Origin of the sequence: Pseudomonas sp. B3(2017), from assembly GCF_002113595.1 — a bacterium.
In the GTDB taxonomy this organism is placed as follows: Bacteria; Pseudomonadota; Gammaproteobacteria; order Pseudomonadales; family Pseudomonadaceae; genus Aquipseudomonas; species Aquipseudomonas ekonensis.
In genome coordinates this window covers 125604-146385 of the sequence record NZ_NEIU01000002.1, presented here as the reverse complement: position 1 = coordinate 146385, position 20782 = coordinate 125604, and the positions used below count along the sequence as shown (strand labels likewise).

Annotated in this window: 20 protein-coding genes; 12 read left to right on the top strand and 8 right to left on the bottom strand. The window is 64.5% G+C overall.

What is annotated here, in order from left to right:
* The first annotated feature begins 5 nt into the window (after positions 1-5).
* Complete coding sequence (gene gbcB, locus CAG33_RS03275; RefSeq protein WP_085586806.1) at positions 6-1106, top strand: glycine-betaine demethylase subunit GbcB; 1101 nt, start codon at positions 6-8, stop codon at positions 1104-1106.
* Positions 1107-1168: 62 nt separating this feature from the next.
* On the opposite strand, the gene CAG33_RS03270 is transcribed toward gbcB, so the two are convergent.
* The 5 genes from CAG33_RS03270 to CAG33_RS03250 all read right to left on the bottom strand — a co-directional run bounded on the left by CAG33_RS03270 (position 1169) and on the right by CAG33_RS03250 (position 5931).
* Complete coding sequence (locus tag CAG33_RS03270; RefSeq protein ID WP_085636917.1) at positions 1169-1933, bottom strand: hypothetical protein; 765 nt, start codon at positions 1931-1933, stop codon at positions 1169-1171.
* The gene (locus CAG33_RS03265) at positions 1930-3339 is read right to left on the bottom strand and encodes a hypothetical protein (protein WP_256576713.1); all 1410 of its coding nucleotides are present in this window, start codon (positions 3337-3339) and stop codon (positions 1930-1932) included. The genes CAG33_RS03270 and CAG33_RS03265 overlap by 4 nt, the downstream gene beginning before the upstream one ends.
* 26 nt (positions 3340-3365) lie before the next feature.
* On the bottom strand, positions 3366-3851 hold the full coding sequence (locus CAG33_RS03260) for an Hcp family type VI secretion system effector (RefSeq protein ID WP_085636911.1): 486 nt from the start codon (positions 3849-3851) through the stop codon (positions 3366-3368).
* 90 nt (positions 3852-3941) lie between these two features.
* Positions 3942-4766: an NAD(P)-dependent oxidoreductase gene (locus tag CAG33_RS03255; RefSeq protein WP_085636908.1), complete on the bottom strand. Its 825-nt coding sequence runs from the start codon at positions 4764-4766 to the stop codon at positions 3942-3944.
* A 124-nt stretch (positions 4767-4890) separates the two neighbouring features.
* A complete protein-coding gene (locus CAG33_RS03250) occupies positions 4891-5931 on the bottom strand; it encodes a low specificity L-threonine aldolase (protein WP_085586775.1) in 1041 nt (346 codons plus the stop codon).
* A 376-nt stretch (positions 5932-6307) separates the two neighbouring features.
* On the opposite strand from CAG33_RS03250, the gene CAG33_RS03245 reads away from it, so the two are divergent.
* From CAG33_RS03245 to fdhA, 7 genes are all read left to right on the top strand, one after another.
* Positions 6308-7561 carry a serine hydroxymethyltransferase gene (locus CAG33_RS03245; protein WP_085586776.1) on the top strand — a complete coding sequence of 418 codons (1254 nt, stop codon included), beginning with the start codon at positions 6308-6310 and terminating at the stop codon, positions 7559-7561.
* A gap of 20 nt (positions 7562-7581) precedes the next feature.
* Positions 7582-8832 carry a sarcosine oxidase subunit beta gene (locus CAG33_RS03240; protein ID WP_085586777.1) on the top strand — a complete coding sequence of 417 codons (1251 nt, stop codon included), beginning with the start codon at positions 7582-7584 and terminating at the stop codon, positions 8830-8832.
* A 14-nt stretch (positions 8833-8846) separates the two neighbouring features.
* Positions 8847-9176, top strand: a complete 330-nt coding sequence (locus CAG33_RS03235; protein WP_085586778.1) for a sarcosine oxidase subunit delta — start codon at positions 8847-8849, stop codon at positions 9174-9176.
* On the top strand, positions 9173-12190 hold the full coding sequence (locus CAG33_RS03230) for a sarcosine oxidase subunit alpha (RefSeq protein WP_085636904.1): 3018 nt from the start codon (positions 9173-9175) through the stop codon (positions 12188-12190). Before CAG33_RS03235 ends, CAG33_RS03230 begins: the two co-directional genes overlap by 4 nt.
* 127 nt (positions 12191-12317) lie before the next feature.
* Entirely contained in the window at positions 12318-12950 is a 633-nt protein-coding gene (locus CAG33_RS03225) for a sarcosine oxidase subunit gamma (protein ID WP_085586780.1), read from the top strand.
* Positions 12951-13029: 79 nt separating this feature from the next.
* Positions 13030-13887, top strand: a complete 858-nt coding sequence (gene purU / locus CAG33_RS03220) for a formyltetrahydrofolate deformylase (protein WP_085586781.1) — start codon at positions 13030-13032, stop codon at positions 13885-13887.
* Positions 13888-14102: 215 nt separating this feature from the next.
* Complete coding sequence (gene fdhA / locus CAG33_RS03215) at positions 14103-15302, top strand: formaldehyde dehydrogenase, glutathione-independent (protein ID WP_085586782.1); 1200 nt, start codon at positions 14103-14105, stop codon at positions 15300-15302.
* A gap of 75 nt (positions 15303-15377) precedes the next feature.
* Here the strand turns inward: fdhA and CAG33_RS03210 are convergent, their stop codons facing one another.
* On the bottom strand, positions 15378-15638 hold the full coding sequence (locus tag CAG33_RS03210) for a hypothetical protein (protein WP_085636901.1): 261 nt from the start codon (positions 15636-15638) through the stop codon (positions 15378-15380).
* 75 nt (positions 15639-15713) lie between these two features.
* On the bottom strand, positions 15714-15926 hold the full coding sequence (locus tag CAG33_RS03205) for a cold-shock protein (RefSeq protein WP_085586784.1): 213 nt from the start codon (positions 15924-15926) through the stop codon (positions 15714-15716).
* A 327-nt stretch (positions 15927-16253) separates the two neighbouring features.
* Between CAG33_RS03205 and CAG33_RS03200 the strand changes: the two genes are divergently transcribed.
* Positions 16254-16808: a DUF2780 domain-containing protein gene (locus tag CAG33_RS03200; protein WP_085586785.1), complete on the top strand. Its 555-nt coding sequence runs from the start codon at positions 16254-16256 to the stop codon at positions 16806-16808.
* Between the two features lies 1 nt (position 16809).
* Here CAG33_RS03200 and CAG33_RS03195 read toward each other — a convergent pair whose 3' ends face one another.
* Positions 16810-17697, bottom strand: coding sequence for an acyltransferase (locus CAG33_RS03195; protein ID WP_085636898.1), 888 nt, complete (start codon positions 17695-17697; stop codon positions 16810-16812).
* Between the two features lie 261 nt (positions 17698-17958).
* On the opposite strand from CAG33_RS03195, the gene CAG33_RS03190 reads away from it, so the two are divergent.
* From CAG33_RS03190 to creC, 3 genes are all read left to right on the top strand, one after another.
* Positions 17959-18465: an ATP-dependent zinc protease gene (locus CAG33_RS03190; RefSeq protein ID WP_085586787.1), complete on the top strand. Its 507-nt coding sequence runs from the start codon at positions 17959-17961 to the stop codon at positions 18463-18465.
* A gap of 74 nt (positions 18466-18539) precedes the next feature.
* On the top strand, positions 18540-19220 hold the full coding sequence (gene creB / locus CAG33_RS03185; protein ID WP_085586788.1) for a two-component system response regulator CreB: 681 nt from the start codon (positions 18540-18542) through the stop codon (positions 19218-19220).
* Positions 19220-20638 (top strand): two-component system sensor histidine kinase CreC, encoded by a 1419-nt coding sequence (gene creC / locus CAG33_RS03180; RefSeq protein ID WP_085636895.1) that lies wholly within the window; start codon positions 19220-19222, stop codon positions 20636-20638. The genes creB and creC overlap by 1 nt, the downstream gene beginning before the upstream one ends.
* Positions 20639-20782: the final 144 nt, after the last annotated feature.

The window sequence follows — 20782 nt, the reverse complement described above, 5'->3', positions numbered from 1 at the left end:
ACAGCATGTCCAACAACTTCCTGAATCCGGTCACCACCCAGACCTGGGCCAATGGCCGGCACATAGTCCGTTGCGTCAAAGTCATCCAGGAAACCTGGGATGTGCGCACGTTCTGCTTCATGGCCGACCAGCCGATCATGTTCTTCTTCAAGCCGGGCCAGTTCGTGACCCTGGAGCTTGAGATCGACGGCCAGCCGATCATGCGTTCCTACACCATCTCCAGTTCGCCGTCGGTGCCCTACAGCTTCTCGGTGACCATCAAGCGCGTGCCGGGGGGCAAGGTCTCCAACTGGCTGCACGACACCCTGCACGAAGGCCAGGAACTGGCGGTGCACGGGCCGGTCGGGCTGTTCAACGCCATCGACTTCCCAAGCCCGAAAGTGCTGTACCTGAGCGGCGGCGTCGGCATCACCCCGTGCATGTCCATGGCGCGCTGGTTCTACGACACCAACGGCAACGTCGACATGTCGTTCATCCACAGCGCCCGCTCGCCCAAGGACATCATCTACCACCGCGAGCTGGAGCACATGGCCTCGCGGATCGACAACTTCAGCCTGCACCTGATCTGCGAGAAGCACGGGCTGGGCGAGCCGTGGGCCGGCTACCGCGGCTACCTGAACCACAAGATGCTCGAACTGATGGTGCCGGACTTCCTGGAGCGCGAAGTGTTCTGCTGCGGCCCGACGCCGTACATGAACGCGGTCAAGCGTCTGCTGGAAAACGCCGGCTACGACATGAAGCGCTACCACGAGGAGTCCTTCGGCGCCACGCCGCCGGAAGCCCAGGCCGACGCCGTGGAACAGGCCGAACAGGCAGCGGAAGCGCCGGCGGTCGATGCGGCGGACCTGCACCTGGTGGAGTTCACCTCCTCGGACAAGAGCATCCGCGTGGCCCCGGGCGAAACCGTGCACGCGGCGGCGGCCAAGGTCGGCCTGATGATCCCCAAGGCCTGCGGCATGGGCATCTGCGGCACGTGCAAAGTGCTCAAGCTCGGCGGCGAGGTGGAGATGGACCACAACGGCGGGATCACCGAGGACGACGAGGCCGAGGGGTACATCCTGTCGTGCTGCAGCGTGCCGAAGGGGGATGTGCGGATTGAGTTTTAAGTCGGATTGTTTGCACTTGGGCCGATCTCCTCAGCGAGGAGGTCGGCTGGAATACTGCGACTTCAAACCAGTTCGGACATGGCGAGCAAGGTAAAGCCCACGAACGTAAAACCAAATATTCGCTGGTATTGGTTCAGTCTAAGCAGGACGCGTTTGAGCTTTGGGGGAAAACTCTTAACGTCTCTTGCGCTTACTTTGCCTTGGGATATATATCGTGAGGGGTTTTTGAGGATGCCAAAGATCTCTCCTAACATATAGATGCGCCCCCCTAAACCCGACTGCCATAACATGAGCAGAGACGAGGTGATCGAGCTTCTTTCAAAGCTGTTGAGGATTAATTCCAGCTTTTCCTTGGCGACATAAAGCAAAATCCCATTGACTGATAAAAGGCCTATGAAGCTCACTATGGCCATAATCACTATTGGCTCTTTTGCGATGTCGCGCATGTGATCTGCAGATGAGGCAAGTCCCAGGCACATCATCATTGCGAAAAAAATTAAAACGAGTCTGTATAAGGTGATTAAGTCTTTCTTGAGTTTTTTGGGGAAGTTTTCGAAGTCCTTCGCGCAAAGTGTTCCGGTGTGGATATAAATCGCTGGGTTTCTCATGATGGCGAACACTTCGCCCATCATGCGAATTCTGCCCCGGATTCCTCCGTGCCAAAGTACTATTATTTTGTTTGAGATCGAGCTGTTAGTTAGGTGGCTTAGTATGGTTTCGGTTTTTGTTTTGGCGATATACAACATTATCCCTATTAGAATAAATATGCCGATGAAGTCTATAATGCCAACCAACAAAAATATTAAGTCTGAAATGCGGAGGGTCATTTAACAGCCTCGTATACTTTCTCTGCGATCCGATCACCGCCTTTCTCGCCCAAAGTCCCGCCGGCATAATTTCCGACTCCTGCCAATAGAGCAGCGCAAAGGACAGTGCCGAGTCCGCCAGTCGGGAGACCAACTCCTACGCAGATCGTTGAGGCACTCAAACTCACGAGCGCGCCGGCGGCTATTCCGCCACCCACTCCACCCAAAAAGCTTCCGGTCTCCGTGAACTTCACTTTTTCACACGCTTCGATGCTTCCATTCGCGCAAACTTCCTGAACCTTCATCACCGACGCACTACCTCCCACCGCCGTGCCGATCCAACCGCCATATTTGACGTATTGCGACGCGTTGGTGACGGCCTGGAAATGAGTGGCGTAACCGGGAATCTGGCTGATGCCGCCGGCCTTTCTCCAGCGATGGATCAGGTGTGGGTTATCGATACCTAAGGCGGTTTTCAGGTTTGGGTAGTCAGGGAGGTTGAGGGTTTCTCTGGTGAGTCGGGTGAGTTGGCCGTCCAGACCTTTGAGCAATTGCGCACGCTGCTTTTTGAAGTCTTTTGAATTCAGGCTCCCATTTGCCTCAAGGGTATTGGTATGCAAGAGCTCGATGTCGTTCAGAATGCTTTTTATACCGTCCAGATGATTGGCCGCTATGGCCGTGACGACGCCAATCACTTTCGATTGATCCGAGAGTGCGCCCTGAATGATGCCGTAGTTCTGCGCCATGAAATCCGCCTCTTCCACCGTCAACGGTGCTAGCGCCGTGCTCACGGTACGCGCGGTCTCCATCAGCAACGATTCCTCATAGGTGCACTGCTGATTGCCCGGATCGCTCAAAACAATCAGCGACCCGGCCTTCACCACGTCCTCCAGCGGATTCAGGCGTTTGAAGGTGGCGATGACATTGGGCTTGGGCGACGGGAACAGGCGCGCCTGAAGGGCCTCGGCGGGCAGGCTTTCGGGCACGATGTAGAACCCCGGCTCTACAGGCGCCGGCACTTCCTGCGGCCAGCGCTCGCTGGGGAAGAGCCGTAGGTCGTTGACGGGGTGCGGGGACGGGCCGGACATCGCCGCCAGGCGCGACACGTTCAGGTTCTGCCGGTGGACGGCCCGCAGCAGGCGTTGCGGGTCGGAATGGGCTGCGGGCTGCGCGGACAACGGTCTGGCCCTCGCCGGGCGGAGGTTGCGCGACAGGGCCCGGGACTGGTTCAGCAAGTCCCGCTGTTCCTGCGCAAGGGCCAGGATCCCTTGCTCCGGGTTCAGGTGGCCGGCGGCCACTTCATCGGCGATGCGCTTGGCGTAGCGTGCGACCTGTTGGGTGAACCGCACGCGCGCCATGCCGAAGGCCAGATGGCGGGCGCCGCTGGTCAGGGCCTGGCCCAGCAAGCGGCCGGCGGCGTCCTGCACGTCACTGGGATCGGATGGCCGTGGGCTCAACCCATTTCGCCCCACGAGGTGCAGCCGGTGGTGCCGGCGATGTGGTGCACCCAGCTGATGCCGCGGTAACGGATGGCCAGCTGTTCCTGGGGCTGGGCGTCGTTCTGCAGGATGACGTGCGGCACATCCTGCGAGAGCTCGGCGAGGACGGCGCCGTCGAGGGCGATCGTATAGAACTTTTCCTGCTGGCCTTGGGGCGAGGTGCGATACAGGCTGATCGTGCACTCCAGCTCTTCGCTGTTCGAATGGGCCTGGGCCAGCAGCGGGGAGGACTTGTCCAACGCTTTGGTGATGATCACCGGTTGGTGGACGGCTTTGCCGAGGTTGTTGTCGCGGCGCATTTCATGGCTCAAGGCAAGCACCATGATTTCGTCGGTATGGGCGGATTGGTAGCTGTTGCCCACGGACTCCGGGGTCGAGCAGCCCGCTGAAATGAGGCCTTGTGTCTTGCCGGTGATGGTCATGTAGGCAGGGTTCGCCATAGCCTTCGCTCCTTGAATGTGGAGCGGGCAGTCTATGAGGAACCCTGTTTACTTGATGTCGGACGAGGCGTAGTCCGATTCTGAAATTGTTCAGTCGATGAACAGGTCGGGCATCAGTTTGGCGTCGCTGTCCGGTTCGAAGCGGTAGTGGCCGAATTCGGTCGCGCCGTGTTCGCGCAAGATCTCCTCGTCGATCAGCAGGCGCCCGGTGATCTGCCGCCCGCTGCTGCTCAAGATGGCGTGGGCCGCGTCCGCCATGATCGCCGGGGTGCGCGCATGCTTGAACGACTCGCGGTTGCCCAGCTGAAACTCGATGGCCGCCGTGGCGATCATGGTCTGCGGCCACAGGGAGTTGACGCTGATGCCGTGGGCGGCGAATTCCTCGCTCATGCCCAGGGTGAGCATGCTCATGCCGTACTTGGTGACGGTGTAGGGGCTGTATTGGGCGAACCATTTTGCCGCGAGGTTCAGCGGCGGCGACAGGTTGAGGATGTGCCCGGCGGATTTTTTCAGGTAGGGCAGGGCGGCCTGGCTGCACAGCAGCACCGCGCGGGTGTTGATCTGGTGCATCAGGTCGAAGCGCTTGAGCTCGATGTGGGCCACGCCGGTGAGCTTGATCGCCCCGGCGTTGTTCACCAGGGCATCGATGGCGCCGAAGCGTTCGTTGGCCTGGGCCAGCGCCTGGCGCACGGCGTCTTCGTCGCGCACATCCACTTGCAGGGCCAGCGCCTGGCCGCCGGCCGCCTCGACTTCCCGGGCCACGCTGTGGATGGTGCCGGGCAGTTTCGGGTGGGGCTCGGCGCTCTTGGCCGCGATCACGATGTTGGCCCCGTCCTTCGCGGCCCGCAGCGCGATCTCGCGCCCGATGCCACGGCTGGCGCCGGTGATGAACAGGGTCTTGCCTTTGAGGGACATGCGTTCGCTCCTGCTTGTTGTTATGTGAGCGGAAAGGCTCGACACACACTGTAGACCAGGCAGGAGGGCGTGCAGGGGCGGGGGCTTGCGGCGAGGGAGCAGGTTCCCCCGCCACAGGGGCGTGTTACGCGGTCATCACCTCGCGGATGTCCCGCGCCAGCTCGCGCACCCGCTCTTCTTCGGTGTCCCACGAGCACATGAACCGTGCGCCGCCCTTGCCGATGAAGGTGTAGAAGCGCCAGCCCCGGGCGGTCAGCGCGGCGAGGGCCGGCTCCGACAGTTGCAGGAACACGCCGTTGGCCTGCACCGGGAACATCAGCTCGACGCCCGGGATGTCGCTGACCAGCTCCGCCAGCAACTGCGCGCAGCGGTTGGCGTGGCGGGCGTACTTGAGCCAGGCGTCGTTCTCCAGGATGCCGACCCACGGCGCCGACAGGAAGCGCATCTTCGAGGCCAGCTGGCCGGCCTGCTTGCAGCGGTAGTCGAAGTCTTCGGCCAGTTCGTGGTTGAAGAACAGGATCGCCTCGCCGACCGCCATGCCGTTCTTCGTGCCGCCGAAGCACAGCACGTCGACGCCGGCCTTCCAGGTCAGGTCCGCCGGCGAGCAGCCCAGGAACGCGCAGGCGTTGGAGAAGCGGGCGCCGTCCATGTGCAGGTTCAGGCCCAGTTCCTTGCAGGTGGCGCTGATGGCGCGCACTTCGTCCGGGGTGTAGACGCTGCCGACTTCGGTGGCCTGGGTCAGGGTCACGACGCGGGGCTTGGGGTAGTGGATGTCCTGGCGCTTGAGGGCGATCTCGCGGATCGAGGCCGGGGTCAGCTTGCCGTTCTCGGTGCCGGCGATCAGCAGCTTGGAGCCGTTGGAGAAGAACTCCGGCGCGCCGCACTCGTCGGTCTCGACGTGGGCGGTCTCCGAGCAGATCACGCTGTGGTAGCTCTGGCACATCGAGGCCAGGGCCAGGGAGTTGGCGGCGGTGCCGTTGAAGGCGAAGAACACCTCGCAGTCGGTCTCGAACAGCCTGCGGAAATGGTCCGAGGCGCGGGCGGTCCATTCATCGTCGCCGTAGGCGCGCTGGTGGCCCTGGTTGGCCTGTTCCATGGCGGCCCAGGCCTCGGGGCAGATGCCGGAATAGTTGTCGCTGGCGAATTGTTGGCTCTTGTCGGTCATGGCCGGCTTCCGTGATCGGGGCACTTGTGGTGACCCGTTGGTCAATGAGGGTGCGCACTGTACCGAAGATCGTCCGGGGCGCGCACGGGATGTCGCTTGCGGAACTGTACAGCGATGCCGTCCGGCCTGCACCACCGATCCATGTGGGAGCCAGCAGGCCGGCTGCCACAGGTCGGCGGTGCGGCGGGCATCGCCAGGCGTCGGGCCTTGCGTCTGGCCCGCCGGTTTCGCGCCATGTCGTAAACGCGCCTTTGCGTGGCGTCCGTAGGCATTTGACGTGTCCGAACCGGTCATACCATCGCATCCAAAGGGCACCGCCGAAACGCCGGTGCCTGACCGAGACGAATGGCGCACAGACGCCGCTGGGAGAGACGCGATGTTCAGCAAGCAAGACCGGATCCAGGGTTACGACGATGCACTGCTGGCGGCGATGAATGCCGAGGAGCAACGTCAGGAAGATCACATCGAGCTGATCGCGTCCGAGAACTACACCAGCAAGCGCGTCATGGAGGCCCAGGGCAGCGGCCTGACCAACAAGTACGCCGAAGGCTATCCGGGCAAGCGCTACTACGGCGGCTGCGAGCACGTGGACAAGGTCGAGGCCCTGGCCATCGAGCGCGCCAAGCAACTGTTCGGCGCCGATTACGCCAACGTCCAGCCGCACTCCGGCTCCTCGGCCAACAGCGCCGTGTACCTGGCCCTGCTGCAGGCCGGCGACACGATCCTGGGCATGAGCCTGGCCCACGGCGGCCACCTGACCCACGGCGCCAAGGTGTCGTCCTCGGGCAAGCTGTACAACGCCGTGCAGTACGGCATCGACACCGCCACCGGCCTGATCGACTACGACGAAGTCGAGCGCCTGGCCGTCGAGCACAAGCCGAAGATGATCGTCGCCGGCTTCTCGGCGTACTCCAAGACCCTCGACTTCCCGCGTTTCCGCCAGATCGCCGACAAGGTCGGTGCGCTGCTGTTCGTCGACATGGCCCACGTGGCCGGTCTGGTGGCGGCGGGCCTGTACCCGAACCCGATCCCGTTCGCCGACGTGGTCACCACCACCACCCACAAGACCCTGCGCGGCCCGCGCGGCGGCCTGATCCTGGCCAAGGCCAACGAAGAGATCGAGAAGAAGCTCAACGCCGCTGTGTTCCCCGGCGCCCAGGGCGGCCCGCTGATGCACGTCATCGCCGCCAAGGCCGTGTGCTTCAAGGAAGCGCTGGAGCCCGGCTTCAAGGCGTACCAGCAGCAGGTGATCGAGAACGCCCAGGCGATGGCGGGCGTATTCGTCAAACGTGGCTACGATGTAGTGTCCGGCGGCACCGACAACCATCTGTTCCTGGTCAGCCTGATCCGTCAGGGCCTCACCGGCAAGGACGCGGATGCGGCGCTGGGCCGTGCCCACATCACCGTGAACAAGAACGCCGTGCCGAACGACCCGCAGTCGCCGTTCGTCACTTCGGGCCTGCGCATCGGCACCCCGGCGGTGACCACCCGCGGCTTCAAGGTGACCCAGTGCGTGACGCTGGCCGGCTGGATCTGCGACATCCTCGACAACCTCGGCGACGCCGACGTCGAGGCCAACGTCGCCCAGCAGGTCTCGGCCCTGTGCGCTGACTTCCCGGTTTATCGCTGAGCGGTTCTGGAGTAATGACTATGCAACGCTATTCGGGCTTCGGCCTCTTCAAGCACTCCCTCAGCCACCATGAGAACTGGCAGCGCATGTGGCGCACGCCGACCCCGAAAAAGGTCTACGACGTGGTCATCGTCGGCGGCGGCGGGCACGGCCTGGCGACCGCCTACTACCTGGCCAAGGAGCACGGCATCACCAACGTGGCCGTGGTCGAGAAGGGCTGGCTGGGCGGCGGCAACACCGCCCGCAACACCACCATCGTGCGTTCCAACTACCTGTGGGACGAGTCGGCGCACCTGTACGAGCACGCGATGAAACTGTGGGAAGGCCTGTCCCAGGACCTGAACTACAACGTGATGTTCTCCCAGCGCGGCGTCTACAACCTGTGCCACACCCTGCAGGACATCCGCGACTCCGAGCGCCGGGTCAGCGCCAACCGCCTCAACGGCATCGACGGCGAACTGCTCGACGCCAAACAGGTGGCGGACGAGATCCCGTACCTGGACTGCTCCAAGAACACCCGCTACCCGGTGATGGGCGCCACCGTCCAGCGCCGCGGCGGCGTGGCCCGCCACGATGCCGTGGCCTGGGGCTTCGCCCGTGCGGCCGACGCCCTGGGCGTGGACCTGATCCAGCAGACCGAAGTGATCGGTTTCCGCAAGGAAAACGGCGTGTGCATCGGCGTGGAGACCAACAAGGGCTTCATCGGCGCCAAGCGCGTCGGCGTGGTCACCGCCGGCAACTCCGGCCACATGGCCAAGCTCGCCGGCTTCCGCCTGCCGCTCGAATCCCACCCGCTGCAAGCGCTGGTGTCCGAGCCGATCAAGCCGATCATCGACAGCGTGATCATGTCCAACGCCGTGCACGGCTACATCAGCCAGTCCGACAAGGGCGACCTTGTGATCGGCGCCGGCATCGACGGCTACAACGGCTACGGCCAGCGCGGCTCGTACCCGGTGATCGAGCACACCATCCAGGCCATCGTCGAGATGTTCCCGGTGCTGTCCCGCGTGCGCATGAACCGCCAGTGGGGCGGCATCGTCGACACCACCCCGGACGCCTGCCCGATCATTTCGAAAACCCCGGTGCCGAACATGTTCTTCAACTGCGGTTGGGGCACCGGTGGCTTCAAGGCAACACCTGGCTCGGGCAACGTGTTTGCCGCGAGTCTGGCCAAGGGTGAGATGCACCCGCTGGCCGCACCTTTCTCCATCGACCGTTTCCACAACGGTGCGTTGATCGACGAACACGGCGCTGCGGCTGTCGCCCACTAACAGGAGAAATCCCCATGTTGCACATCTTCTGTCCTCACTGCGGCGAACTGCGCTCCGAAGAGGAATTCCACGCTTCCGGCCAGGCGCACATCCCGCGTCCGCTGGATCCGAACGCCTGCACCGACGAGCAGTGGGGCGACTACATGTTCTTCCGCGACAACCCACGCGGCCTGCACCATGAGCTGTGGGACCACGTCGCCGGTTGCCGCCAGTACTTCAACGTCACCCGCGACACCGTGACCTACGAGATCCTCGAAACCTACAAGATCGGCGCCAAGCCGCAATTCACCGACAAGGCCGACAGTCCGAAAGCGGCCGCGCAGGCTCTGGGAGAGAAGGTATGAGCCAGATCAATCGCCTGTCCAACGGTGGACGGATCGACCGCAACAAAGTGCTGAGCTTCACCTTCAACGGCCAGAGCTACAAGGGTTTCGAGGGCGACTCCCTGGCGTCGGCGCTGATCGCCAACGGCGTCGACATCATCGGCCGCAGCTTCAAGTATTCCCGGCCGCGCGGCATCTTCGCCGCCGGTGCCGAAGAGCCGAACGCGGTGCTGCAGATCGGCGCCACCGAAGCCACCCAGATCCCCAACGTGCGCGCCACCCAACAGGCGCTGTACCAGGGCCTGGTCGCCACCAGCACCAACGGTTGGCCGAGCGTGAACAACGACATGATGGGGATCCTCGGCAAGGTCGGCGGCAAGCTGATGCCGCCGGGCTTCTACTACAAGACGTTCATGTATCCGCAGTCGTTCTGGATGACCTACGAGAAGTACATCCGCAAGGCCGCCGGCCTCGGCCGCTCGCCGACCGAGAACGATCCGGACAGCTACGACTACATGAACCAGCACTGCGACGTGCTGGTCGTCGGCGCCGGCCCCGCAGGCCTGGCCGCCGCGCTGGCCGCTGCGCGCAGCGGCGCCCGGGTGATCCTGGCCGACGAGCAGGAAGAGTTCGGCGGCAGCCTGCTCGACTCCCGCGAAAGCCTCGACGGCAAGCCTGCCGTGGAGTGGGTCGCCGGCGTCATCGCCGAGCTGAAGAACACCCCGGACGTGCTGCTGTTGCCGCGCGCCACGGTCAACGGCTACCACGACCACAACTTCCTGACCATTCACGAACGCCTCACCGATCATCTCGGTGACCGTGCGCCGATCGGCCAGGTGCGCCAGCGCATCCACCGGGTGCGCGCCAAGCGCGTGGTGCTGGCCACCGGCGCCCATGAGCGTCCGCTGGTCTACGGCAACAACGACGTGCCGGGCAACATGCTGGCCGGCGCGGTCTCGACCTACGTGCGCCGTTACGGCGTGGCGCCGGGCAAGAAGCTGGTCCTGAGCACCAACAACGACCACGCCTACCGCGTGGCGCTGGACTGGCTCGACGCCAGCCTGCAAGTGGTGGCGATCGCCGACGCCCGCAGCAACCCGCGCGGTGCGCTGGTGGAAGAGGCACGCGCCAAAGGCATCCGCATCCTCACCGGCAGCGCCGTGATCGAGGCCCGGGGCAGCAAGCGCGTGACGGCCGCCCGCGTGGCCGCCATCGATGTGAAAGCCCATGCCGTGACCAGTCCCGGCGAATGGCTGGACTGCGACGTGATCGCCAGCTCCGGCGGCTACAGCCCGGTGGTTCACCTGGCGTCGCACCTGGGCGGCAAGCCGGTCTGGCGTGATGACATCCTCGGCTTCGTGCCGGGCGAAGCGCCGCAGAAACGCGTTTGCGTCGGCGGCATCAACGGTGTCTACGGCCTCGGCGATTCGCTGGCCGACGGTTTCGAAGGCGGCGCCCGCGCCGCCAGCGAGGCCGGTTTCACGGTGGTCGAAGGCACCTTGCCCAAGGCCCTGAGCCGTCTCGAGGAAGCGACCCTGGCGCTGTTCCAGGTGCCCCACGAGAAAGGCACCGCCCGTGCGCCGAAGCAGTTCGTCGACCTGCAGAACGACGTCACCGCCGCCGCCATCGAACTGGCGACCCGCGAGGGCTTCGAGTCGGTCGAGCACGTCAAGCGCTACACCGCGCTGGGCTTCGGCACCGACCAGGGCAAGCTGGGCAACATCAACGGCCTGGCCATCGCCGCCCGTTCGATGAACATCACCATCCCGCAGATGGGCACCACGATGTTCCGTCCGAACTACACGCCGATCACCTTCGGCGCCGTGGCCGGCCGGCACTGCGGGCACCTCTTCGAGCCGGTGCGCTTCACTGCGCTGCACGCCTGGCACCTGAAGAACGGCGCCGAGTTCGAGGACGTCGGCCAGTGGAAACGCCCTTGGTACTTCCCGAAGAACGGCGAAGACCTGCACGCGGCGGTCAAGCGCGAGTGCAAGGCCGTGCGCGACAGCGTCGGCCTGCTGGACGCCTCGACCCTGGGCAAGATCGACATCCAGGGCCCGGACGCCCGTGAGTTCCTCAACCGCGTGTACACCAACGCCTGGACCAAGCTCGACGTGGGCAAGGCCCGCTACGGCCTGATGTGCAAGGAAGACGGCATGGTCTTCGACGACGGCGTGACGGCGTGTCTGGCCGACAACCATTTCGTCATGACCACCACCACCGGCGGCGCGGCCCGCGTGCTGCAGTGGCTGGAGCTGTACCACCAGACCGAGTGGCCGGACATGAAGGTGTACTTCACCTCCGTCACCGACCACTGGGCGACCATGACCCTGTCGGGCCCCAACAGCCGCAAGCTGCTGAGCGAAGTCACCGACATCGACCTGGACCGCGACGGCTTCCCGTTCATGACCTGGAAGGAAGGCCTGGTCGGCGGCGTGCCGGCCCGGGTGTTCCGGATCTCGTTCACCGGCGAGCTGTCGTACGAAGTCAACGTGCAGGCCGACTACGCCATGGGCGTGCTGGAAAAGATCGTCGAGGCCGGCAAGAAGTACAACCTGACCCCGTACGGCACCGAGACCATGCACGTGCTGCGGGCCGAGAAGGGCTTCATCATCGTCGGCCAGGACACCGACGGCTCGATGACCCCGGACGACCTGAACATGGGCTGGTGCGTCGGCCGCACCAAGCCGTTCTCGTGGATCGGCCAGCGCGGCATGAACCGTGAGGACTGCGTGCGCGACCAGCGCAAGCAACTGGTGGGCCTCAAGCCGATCGACCCGAACCAATGGCTGCCGGAGGGCGCGCAACTGGTGTTCAACACCAAGCAGGCGATCCCGATGACCATGGTCGGCCACGTGACCTCCAGCTACGCGCACAACTCCCTGGGCTATTCGTTTGCCATGGGCGTGGTCAAGGGCGGCCTCAAGCGCCTGGGCGAGCGGGTGTTCGCGCCATTGGCCGACGGCCGCGTGATCGAGGCGGAGATCGTTTCTTCGGTGTTCTTCGATCCGAAAGGCGATCGCCAGAACATTTGAGACACCACAGTCCCTGTGGGAGTGGGCTTGTCGGCCCGCGGCATCGCCGCGATAGCGTCAGACCGACACACCGCTATCGCTGGCAAGCCAGCTCCCACAGGAACACAGAATTCAGAAAGGGTGCTTTATGACCGCAGCCAATGTGTACCAACAACGCCCGACCACCGGGGCCAAGGCCGAGTCGTCGCTGCATCATGCCGACCTCGCCGGACTGGTGGGCAAGGGCCGCAAGAACGCCGGCGTGACCGTGCGCGAAAAGAAACTCCTGGGCCACCTGACCCTGCGCGGCGACGGCCATGACGCCGCCTTCGCCGCCGGCGTGCACAAGGCCCTGGGCATCGAGCTGCCGGGCGCCCTGAGCGTCATCGTCAAGGGCGAGACCAGCCTGCAGTGGATGGGCCCGGACGAGTGGCTGCTGATCGTGCCGAGCGGCGAAGAGTTCGCCGCCGAGCAGAAGCTGCGCGAGGCGCTGGGCGACCTGCACATCGCCATCGTCAACGTCAGCGGCGGCCAGCAACTGCTCGAACTGAGCGGGCCGAACGTGCGTCAGGTGCTGATGAAGTCCACCAGCTACGACGTGCACCCGAACAACTTCCCGGTGGGCAAGGCGGTCGGCACGGTGTTCGCCAAGTCGCAGCTGATGATCCGCCACACCGCCGAAGACACCTGGGAGCTTTTGATCCGCCGCAGCTTCTCGGACTACTGGTGGCTGTGGCTGCAGGATGCCGCCGCCGAATACGGCCTGAGCGTCCAGGCCTGATCGTCATCCCCCTGCGGGAACGGGCTTGCCCGCTCCCGCAGGGGCGCAACGATTATCAAAGTTTCAGGAGCGATCCCTTATGAGCCGCGCCCCGGATACATGGATTCTGACCGCCGACTGCCCCAGCGTCCTCGGCACGGTGGACGCGGTCACGCGTTTTCTCTACGAGCAGGGCTGCTACGTCACCGAGCACCATTCGTTCGATGACCGGCTCTCGGGCCGGTTCTTCATCCGCGTGGAGTTCCGCCAGCCCGACGGCTTCGACGAGCAGTCGTTCCGCGCCGGCCTCGCCGAGCGCGGCCAGGCCTTCGGCATGGTCTTCGAGCTGACGGCGCCGAACTACCGGCCAAAAGTGGTGATCATGGTCTCCAAGGCCGACCACTGCCTCAACGACCTGCTCTACCGCCAGCGCATCGGCCAGTTGTCGATGGATGTGGCGGCGGTGGTGTCCAACCACCCGGACCTCAAGCCGCTGGCCGACTGGCACCAGATTCCCTACTACCATTTCCCCCTCGACCCCAACGACAAACCGGCCCAGGAGCGCCAGGTGTGGCAGGTGATCGAGGAGGCCGGCGCCGAACTGGTGATCCTCGCCCGCTACATGCAGGTGCTGTCGCCGGAACTGTGCCGCAAGCTCGACGGCAAGGCGATCAACATCCACCACTCGCTGCTGCCGGGCTTCAAGGGCGCCAAACCGTACCACCAGGCCTACAACAAGGGCGTGAAGCTGGTCGGTGCCACGGCGCACTACATCAACAACGACCTGGACGAGGGGCCGATCATCGCCCAGGGCGTCGAGGCCGTGGACCACAGCCATTACCCCGAAGACCTGATCGCCAAGGGGCGCGACATCGAGGGCCTGACCCTGGCGCGGGCCGTGGGCTATCACATCGAGCGGAGGGTGTTCCTCAACGCCAACCGCACGGTCGTTCTTTAGATTGGTTTCGCTGCGTTGCGGCGGTCCGACAAGCCAGCTCCCACAGGGATTTGTGTCGTACACAGATCTTGAACCCATCAGGGATCCTGTGGGAGCTGGCTTGCCAGCGATGAGGCCATAACAGGCGACACAAGATTCAGCATCTGTACCCGAGCACTCAACGCGCGGCCTGCCTGGGCGGCGCGGTTCCATAAAAACAACAGCGAGGTGAAAGCATGTCTGGCAATCGTGGTGTGGTGTATCTCGGCGCTGGCAAGGTCGAAGTGCAGAAGATCGACTATCCGAAAATGCAGGATCCGCGCGGCAGGAAAATCGAGCACGGTGTCATCCTGCGTGTGGTTTCCACCAACATCTGCGGCTCCGACCAGCACATGGTGCGTGGTCGCACCACCGCCCAGGTCGGGCTGGTGCTGGGCCATGAGATCACCGGCGAGGTGATCGAGAAGGGCAGCGACGTCGAGAGCCTGAAGATCGGCGACCTGGTGTCCGTTCCGTTCAACGTGGCCTGCGGGCGCTGCCGTTCCTGCAAGGAGCAGCACACCGGCGTCTGCCTGACCGTCAACCCGGCCCGCGCCGGCGGTGCCTACGGCTACGTCGACATGGGCGACTGGACCGGCGGCCAGGCCGAGTACGTGCTGGTGCCGTACGCCGACTTCAACCTGCTGAAGCTGCCGGACCGCGACAAGGCCATGGAGAAGATCCGCGACCTGACCTGCCTGTCCGACATCCTGCCGACCGGCTACCACGGTGCCGTGACCGCCGGCGTAGGTCCGGGCAGCACCGTGTACATCGCCGGCGCCGGCCCCGTCGGCCTGGCTTCGGCCGCCTCGGCGCGCCTGCTGGGCGCGGCGGTGGTGATCGTCGGCGACGTCAACCCGATCCGCCTGGCCCACGCCAAGGCCCAGGGCTTCGAGATCGTCGACCTGTCCAAGGACGCGCCGCTGCATGAGCAGATCGCTGCGCTGCTGGGTGAGCCGGAAGTCGATTGCGCCGTGGACTGCGTGGGCTTCGAAGCCCGTGGTCATGGCCATGACGGGGTGAAACAGGAAGCCCCGGCCACGGTGCTCAACTCGCTGATGGGCGTGGTGCGCGTGGCCGGCAAGATCGGCATTCCGGGCCTGTACGTGACCGAGGATCCGGGCGCGGTGGACGCGGCGGCGAAGATGGGCAGCCTAAGCATCCGCTTCGGTCTGGGCTGGGCCAAGTCCCACAGCTTCCACACAGGGCAGACCCCGGTGATGAAGTACAACCGTCAGCTGATGCAGGCGATCATGTGGGACCGCATCAACATCGCCGAAGTGGTGGGCGTGCAGGTCATCAGCCTCGACCAGGCACCGGAAGGCTACGGCGAGTTCGACGCCGGCGTGCCGAAGAAGTTTGTGATCGATCCGCACAAGCTGTTCAGCGCGGCCTGAGGCCAGAGCGGCAAAAGGAAAACGGCGCCTGAGGGGCGCCGTTTTTTGTTTGTCGACGGAAAATGGGAGCAGGCGTCAGGCGGTGTCAAAGTTGTCTTCCTCTGTCGCGTCAGACTCCAGCCGGATATCGATGGCATACCACTGACCGTTGTCTCCGCGCACCAGTTCGTACGTGACGGTTTGCCCGGCCTTGATCCGCTTCATCAACGGATCCGACGGGTCGATGCAAAAGACGATGGAAGGGGAGGACAGATTGGCCTGCATCGCCCACTCCTCTGGCGAGTCCGCCATCTCGGCCTTGTTCGGTTCATCGCAGTCGCGCCAACGTCTCTCCATCGCCGCCTCTCCCGTATGGGTTACCCGCGCCTGCGGTGGGACAGACGCGGAGTGGTGCGCCGGTTCAAGGGTGCCTCAGTCTTTGACTTGAACCTTGTCCGCTTGCATGCCTTTTTGTCCTTGTACGGCCTCAAACGTTACTTTCTGACCTTCTTTGAGGCTTTTGAAGCCGCTGCCCTCAATGGCTCTGAAATGTACGAAGAGATCCGGGCCGGATTCCGGGGTGATGAACCCGTAACCCTTTTCATCGTTGAACCATTTGACTGTACCGTCCTGTCTGATTGCCATGCTCTGCACTTCCTGCTCGCTTGACTGAATAACGGGTCGGCCGCCTTCGTCAGGCGGGCGTACCCTTTCCGAGACCGCAGATTCAATGTAGGTGAGGATCCGCCATCGGGTAACTGTCAGATATGACAGTCCTTTAGTGCATTTCTTGATAGTCGCCGACGGTGTTATCGCTGACCGGCAGCGGCGCCCTGAGGTCCTTTTCACGATGTATGGACACCGGCACGCGGAATATGGCCGCACCGCCCCGGAACATGCCGGCGGATGCCCGGTCAAACCGGCAGTTTCGCTGCCTGTCGGGCGGCTTTGATGCCACAAGAGGATGTCTGAATGAAGATTTCGCGCGGTATTGCCCTGGCCTCGCTGATGGCGCTGGCCGGCCCCGTGTTCGCCGGTTTCAGCCTGAACGACGTGGCGGGCGCGGTGGCGGGCATGCAGGGCGGCGACAAGGCCGCGGATGCTGCGCCGACCTCGCAGACCGCCGGCCTGCTCAACGCCCTGGGCGCGTTGAACGTCACCCCGCAACAGGCGGTGGGCGGCACCAGCGCCATGCTGGGGCTGGCGAAGAACCAGCTCAGCAACACCGACTACTCGGAGCTGGCCAAGAGCGTGCCGGGCATCGACCAGCTGTCGGGCGGGGCCGGCAACCTGGCCATGCTGAGCGGGCTGTTGGGTTCTTCGGGCAAGTCCGCCGGGCTGGACAACGCCCTGGGCAACGTCAAGGACACCAACGACCTGAACAACGCCTTCGGTGCCTTGGGCATGGACAGCGGCATGGTCGGCCAGTTTGCCCCGGTGCTGCTGCAGTTCCTCGGTCAGCAGGGCGTCGGCGGCCCGCTGCTGCAGAGCCTGGGCAGTATCTGGGGCACCGGCGCCGGCAGTTGAGTCAGCGGCGTTCGTTCTTCAGTTCGGCGATGCGCCGATCCTTCAAGGTCCAGAGCTGGTTGACCCAGCCCTGGACCTTTTCGCGAAAGGCCGGGTCGTTCTCGTAGTCGCCCTGCCACAGGGCCGGGTCCAGCTCGCGGGTCTGGATGTCGACGATCACGCGGGGCACGTTGCCGCTGATCAGGTCCCAGAACCCCGGGATCTTCTCTTGCGGGTAGACCACGGTCACGTCGAGGATCGCGTCCAGCTGTTCGCCCATCGCCGCCAGCACGAATGCCACGCCGCCGGCCTTGGGCTTGAGCAGGTGGCTGAACGGCGATTGCTGCTGGGCGCTTTTGGCCGCGGTGAAGCGGGTGCCTTCCAGGTAGTTGACCACGGTCACCGGCTGGCGCTTGAACAGTTCGCACGCGGCCTTGGTGATCTCCAGGTCCTTGCCGGCCAGTTCCGGGTGCTTGGCCAGGAACGCCTTGGTGTAGCGCTTCATGAAGGGGTAGTCCAGCGCCCACCAGGCCAGGCCAAGGAACGGCACCCAGATCAGCTCTTTCTTGAGGAAGAACTTGAAGAACGGCGTGCGCCGGTTGAGGGTCTGGATCAGCGCCGGGATGTCGACCCAGGACTGGTGGTTGCTGACCACCAGGTACGAGGTGTCGCCGCGCAGGTCGTCGCCGCCGCGGATGTCCCACTGCGTGGGGATGCACAGGCGGAAGATCAGCTTGTCGATCTCCGCCCAGGTCTCGGCGATCCACATCACCGCCCCCGAAGCGACGTCGCGCAGGCGTCCCGGCAGGATCAGCTTGAGCAGGGCGAACACCATCAGCGGGCCGAACAGCGCCAGGGTGTTGAGCAACAGCAGCAGGGTGACGAGACAGCCGGTGAGCAGGCGGCGCATAAGCGACTCTATGAAAGCGGATGGGCGCGCCATGATAAGTGGCTTCGGGCGACAGGCCAAATCGTCGGTGACAAATGTTTCACCTGTGCGCGGGTAGGGTTGATCCCTGGTGGCGAGGGCGCCTGCCTCCGCCGGCTGCGCAACCGTCCCGGCGCCAGCAGGCGCCCTCGCCGCAGAGGCCGGCGCGTGATCAACTATTGTGATTTTCAGCGGTCTAGAGTTCGGCGTCTGACGCCCCCATTTCCCAAGGAAGCCCTCAACGTGAAATCCCTCCTTGCATTGCTTTCCCTGGTGGCCTTGCCGGTCATGGCCGCCGAACCGACCCTGTACGGTCGCTACGAATACATCGCGCTGCCGGAAATCGGCGGCCAAGTGCTCAAGGCGAAGATGGATACCGGCGCACTGACCGCGTCGCTGTCGGCCAAGGACATCGAGACCTTCACCCGCGACGGCGACGAGTGGGTGCGCTTTCGCCTCGCCACCAAAGGCGCCGACAACAAGGTCTACGAGCACAAGGTGGCGCGGATCAGCAAGATCAAGAACCGCTCCGAGGAGGAAGGCGAAGAGGGCGACAGCGTCGAGGTCGCCAAGCGTCCGGTGGTCGACCTGGAGCTGTGCCTGGGCAACGTCAAACGCACCGTGGAGGTCAACCTGACCGACCGCAGCAGCTTCAACTATCCGTTGCTGATCGGGGCCAAGGCCTTGCGTGAGTTCGGCGCGGCGGTGAACCCGGCGCGGCGCTTCACCGCCGACAAGCCCGATTGCTGATGCCGAAGTGGTCTCATTGACGTAAGGCGAGGCTTGGGGCACCGTTCGCGCACCAACCCACAGGCTCGGACGCCATGCCTCACATTCTGATTGTCGAAGACGAAGCGGCGATTGCCGACACGCTGATCTTTGCCCTGCAAGGCGAGGGGTTCACCACCACGTGGCTGAGCCTCGGCGCCGCCGCGCTCGCCCATCAGCGCCAGACCCCGGCCGACCTGATCATCCTCGACATCGGCCTGCCGGACATCAGCGGTTTCGAGACCTGCCGGCAACTGCGCAGGTTCTCGGAAGTGCCGGTGCTGTTCCTCAGCGCCCGGGACGCCGAGATCGACCGGGTGGTGGGCCTGGAGATCGGCGCCGACGACTATGTGGTCAAGCCGTTCAGCCCCCGGGAAGTCGCGGCGCGGGTACGGGCAATCCTCAAGCGCATGGCCCCGCGCCCGGCCGTCGAGGCCGCCTCGGCCCTGTTCCGCATCGATGCCGAGCGCGTGCAGATCTGCTACCGAGGCCAGGCCCTGAGCCTGACCCGCCATGAGTTCCGCCTGCTGCAATGCCTGCTCGAACAGCCGGAGCGGGTGTTCAGCCGCGAACAATTGCTCGATGCCCTGGGCGTGGCCGCCGATGCCGGCTACGAGCGCAGCATCGACAGCCACATCAAGAGCGTGCGCGCCAAGCTGCGCCTGGTGCGCGCCGACGCCGAGCCGATCCAGACCCATCGCGGCCTCGGCTACAGCTACAGTCCGGGGCACAGCTGATGCCGCTGGGGCTGCGGATCTTTCTGGTGTACGTGCTGTTCATCGGCCTGACCGGCTATTTCGTGCTCAACACCGTCATGGAAGAGATCCGCCCCGGCGTGCGCCAGTCCACCGAAGAGACCCTGGTGGACACCGCCAACCTGATGGCGGAGATCCTGCGCGACGACTTCAAGGCCGGCACCCTCAACCAGAACCGCTGGCCGCAGCTGCTGCGCGCCTATGGCGAGCGCCAGCCGAAGGCGACGATCTGGGGCCTGCCGAAGAACCAGGTCAACCACCGCATCTACGTCACCGACGCCAACGGCATCGTGGTGCTGGACTCCAGCGGCGCCGCAGTGGGCCAGGACTATTCGCGCTGGAACGACGTCTACCTGACCCTGCGCGGCGAGTACGGCGCCCGCTCCAGCCGCAGCGACCCGGACGACCCGGCCTCGTCGGTGATGCACGTAGGCGCGCCGATCCGCGACAGCGGGAAAATCATCGGCGTGGTGACGGTGGCCAAGCCCAACAGCTCCCTGCAACCGTACGTGGACCGCACCGAGCGCCGGTTGCTGGGCTACGGCGCCGCGCTGATCGGCCTCGGCCTGCTGTTCGGCGCGTTGCTGTCGTGGTGGCTGAGCCGGGCCCTGCACCGTTTGACCGGCTACGCCCAGGCCGTGAGCGAGGGCCGCCGGGCGCAAGTGCCGCACTATCGCGGCGGCGAGCTGGCGCAACTGGCCACGGCCGTGGAGCAGATGCGCACCCAGCTCGAAGGCAAGGCCTATGTCGAACGCTATGTGCACACCCTGACCCACGAACTGAAGAGCCCGTTGGCGGCGATCCGCGGGGCGGCGGAGCTGTTGCAGGGGGACATGCCGGCGGAGCACCGGCAACGCTTCGTCGGCAACATCGACAGCGAAAGCGCGCGGATGCAGCAGTTGATCGAACGGCTGCTGAACCTGGCCCAGGTGGAACAGCGCCAGACCCTGGAGGAACAGGTGACGGTGCCGTTGGCGGAACTGGTGGACGGACTGTTGCAGGCCCAGGTCGCCCGGATCGAGGGCCGGCGATTGCGCGTCGAACAGGCCGTCCCGGCGGATTTGGCGTTGACCGGCGAGCCGTTCCTGTTGCGCCAGGCGCTGGCCAACCTGCTGGAGAATGCGTTGGACTTCACGCCGGCCGGCGGTTTGCTGCGCTTGAGCGCCGAACGTGACGGCGGGCAGGTGGTGGTTCGCCTGTTCAATGAGGCCGAGCCGATTCCCGATTACGCCTTGCCGCGCCTGAGCGAGCGGTTCTATTCGTTGCCCCGCCCGGACAGCGGGCGCAAAAGCACGGGGTTGGGGCTGAACTTCGTCGAAGAGGTGGTCAAACTGCACGGCGGCTCGATGGCGGTCGGCAATGCCGAGAACGGCGTGGAAGTGATCCTGCGCCTGCCTTGAGCGCGTGTCGCTGTCTTTGCTGTCTTTGTGCAGGCGCGAGCCTGCTCGCGATCAGGCAGGCCAAATCTCCACACAAACTCCACACATCCCCCACATTCCCCCCACACCGCCCAACCAGACTCTGCCCACCGAAACAGGGAGAGT

What these genes read in the sequence shown, in the direction of transcription:
- gbcB (WP_085586806.1), top strand. Translation starts at nt 6, where the DNA reads ATGTCCAACAACTTCCTGAATCCGGTCACCACCCAGACCTGGGCCAAT.
- CAG33_RS03270 (WP_085636917.1), bottom strand. Translation starts at nt 1,933, where the DNA reads ATGACCCTCCGCATTTCAGACTTAATATTTTTGTTGGTTGGCATTATA.
- CAG33_RS03260 (WP_085636911.1), bottom strand. Translation starts at nt 3,851, where the DNA reads ATGGCGAACCCTGCCTACATGACCATCACCGGCAAGACACAAGGCCTC.
- CAG33_RS03255 (WP_085636908.1), bottom strand. Translation starts at nt 4,766, where the DNA reads ATGTCCCTCAAAGGCAAGACCCTGTTCATCACCGGCGCCAGCCGTGGC.
- CAG33_RS03250 (WP_085586775.1), bottom strand. Translation starts at nt 5,931, where the DNA reads ATGACCGACAAGAGCCAACAATTCGCCAGCGACAACTATTCCGGCATC.
- CAG33_RS03245 (WP_085586776.1), top strand. Translation starts at nt 6,308, where the DNA reads ATGTTCAGCAAGCAAGACCGGATCCAGGGTTACGACGATGCACTGCTG.
- CAG33_RS03240 (WP_085586777.1), top strand. Translation starts at nt 7,582, where the DNA reads ATGCAACGCTATTCGGGCTTCGGCCTCTTCAAGCACTCCCTCAGCCAC.
- CAG33_RS03235 (WP_085586778.1), top strand. Translation starts at nt 8,847, where the DNA reads ATGTTGCACATCTTCTGTCCTCACTGCGGCGAACTGCGCTCCGAAGAG.
- CAG33_RS03230 (WP_085636904.1), top strand. Translation starts at nt 9,173, where the DNA reads ATGAGCCAGATCAATCGCCTGTCCAACGGTGGACGGATCGACCGCAAC.
- CAG33_RS03225 (WP_085586780.1), top strand. Translation starts at nt 12,318, where the DNA reads ATGACCGCAGCCAATGTGTACCAACAACGCCCGACCACCGGGGCCAAG.
- purU (WP_085586781.1), top strand. Translation starts at nt 13,030, where the DNA reads ATGAGCCGCGCCCCGGATACATGGATTCTGACCGCCGACTGCCCCAGC.
- fdhA (WP_085586782.1), top strand. Translation starts at nt 14,103, where the DNA reads ATGTCTGGCAATCGTGGTGTGGTGTATCTCGGCGCTGGCAAGGTCGAA.
- CAG33_RS03210 (WP_085636901.1), bottom strand. Translation starts at nt 15,638, where the DNA reads ATGGAGAGACGTTGGCGCGACTGCGATGAACCGAACAAGGCCGAGATG.
- CAG33_RS03205 (WP_085586784.1), bottom strand. Translation starts at nt 15,926, where the DNA reads ATGGCAATCAGACAGGACGGTACAGTCAAATGGTTCAACGATGAAAAG.
- CAG33_RS03200 (WP_085586785.1), top strand. Translation starts at nt 16,254, where the DNA reads ATGAAGATTTCGCGCGGTATTGCCCTGGCCTCGCTGATGGCGCTGGCC.
- CAG33_RS03195 (WP_085636898.1), bottom strand. Translation starts at nt 17,697, where the DNA reads ATGCGCCGCCTGCTCACCGGCTGTCTCGTCACCCTGCTGCTGTTGCTC.
- creB (WP_085586788.1), top strand. Translation starts at nt 18,540, where the DNA reads ATGCCTCACATTCTGATTGTCGAAGACGAAGCGGCGATTGCCGACACG.
- creC (WP_085636895.1), top strand. Translation starts at nt 19,220, where the DNA reads ATGCCGCTGGGGCTGCGGATCTTTCTGGTGTACGTGCTGTTCATCGGC.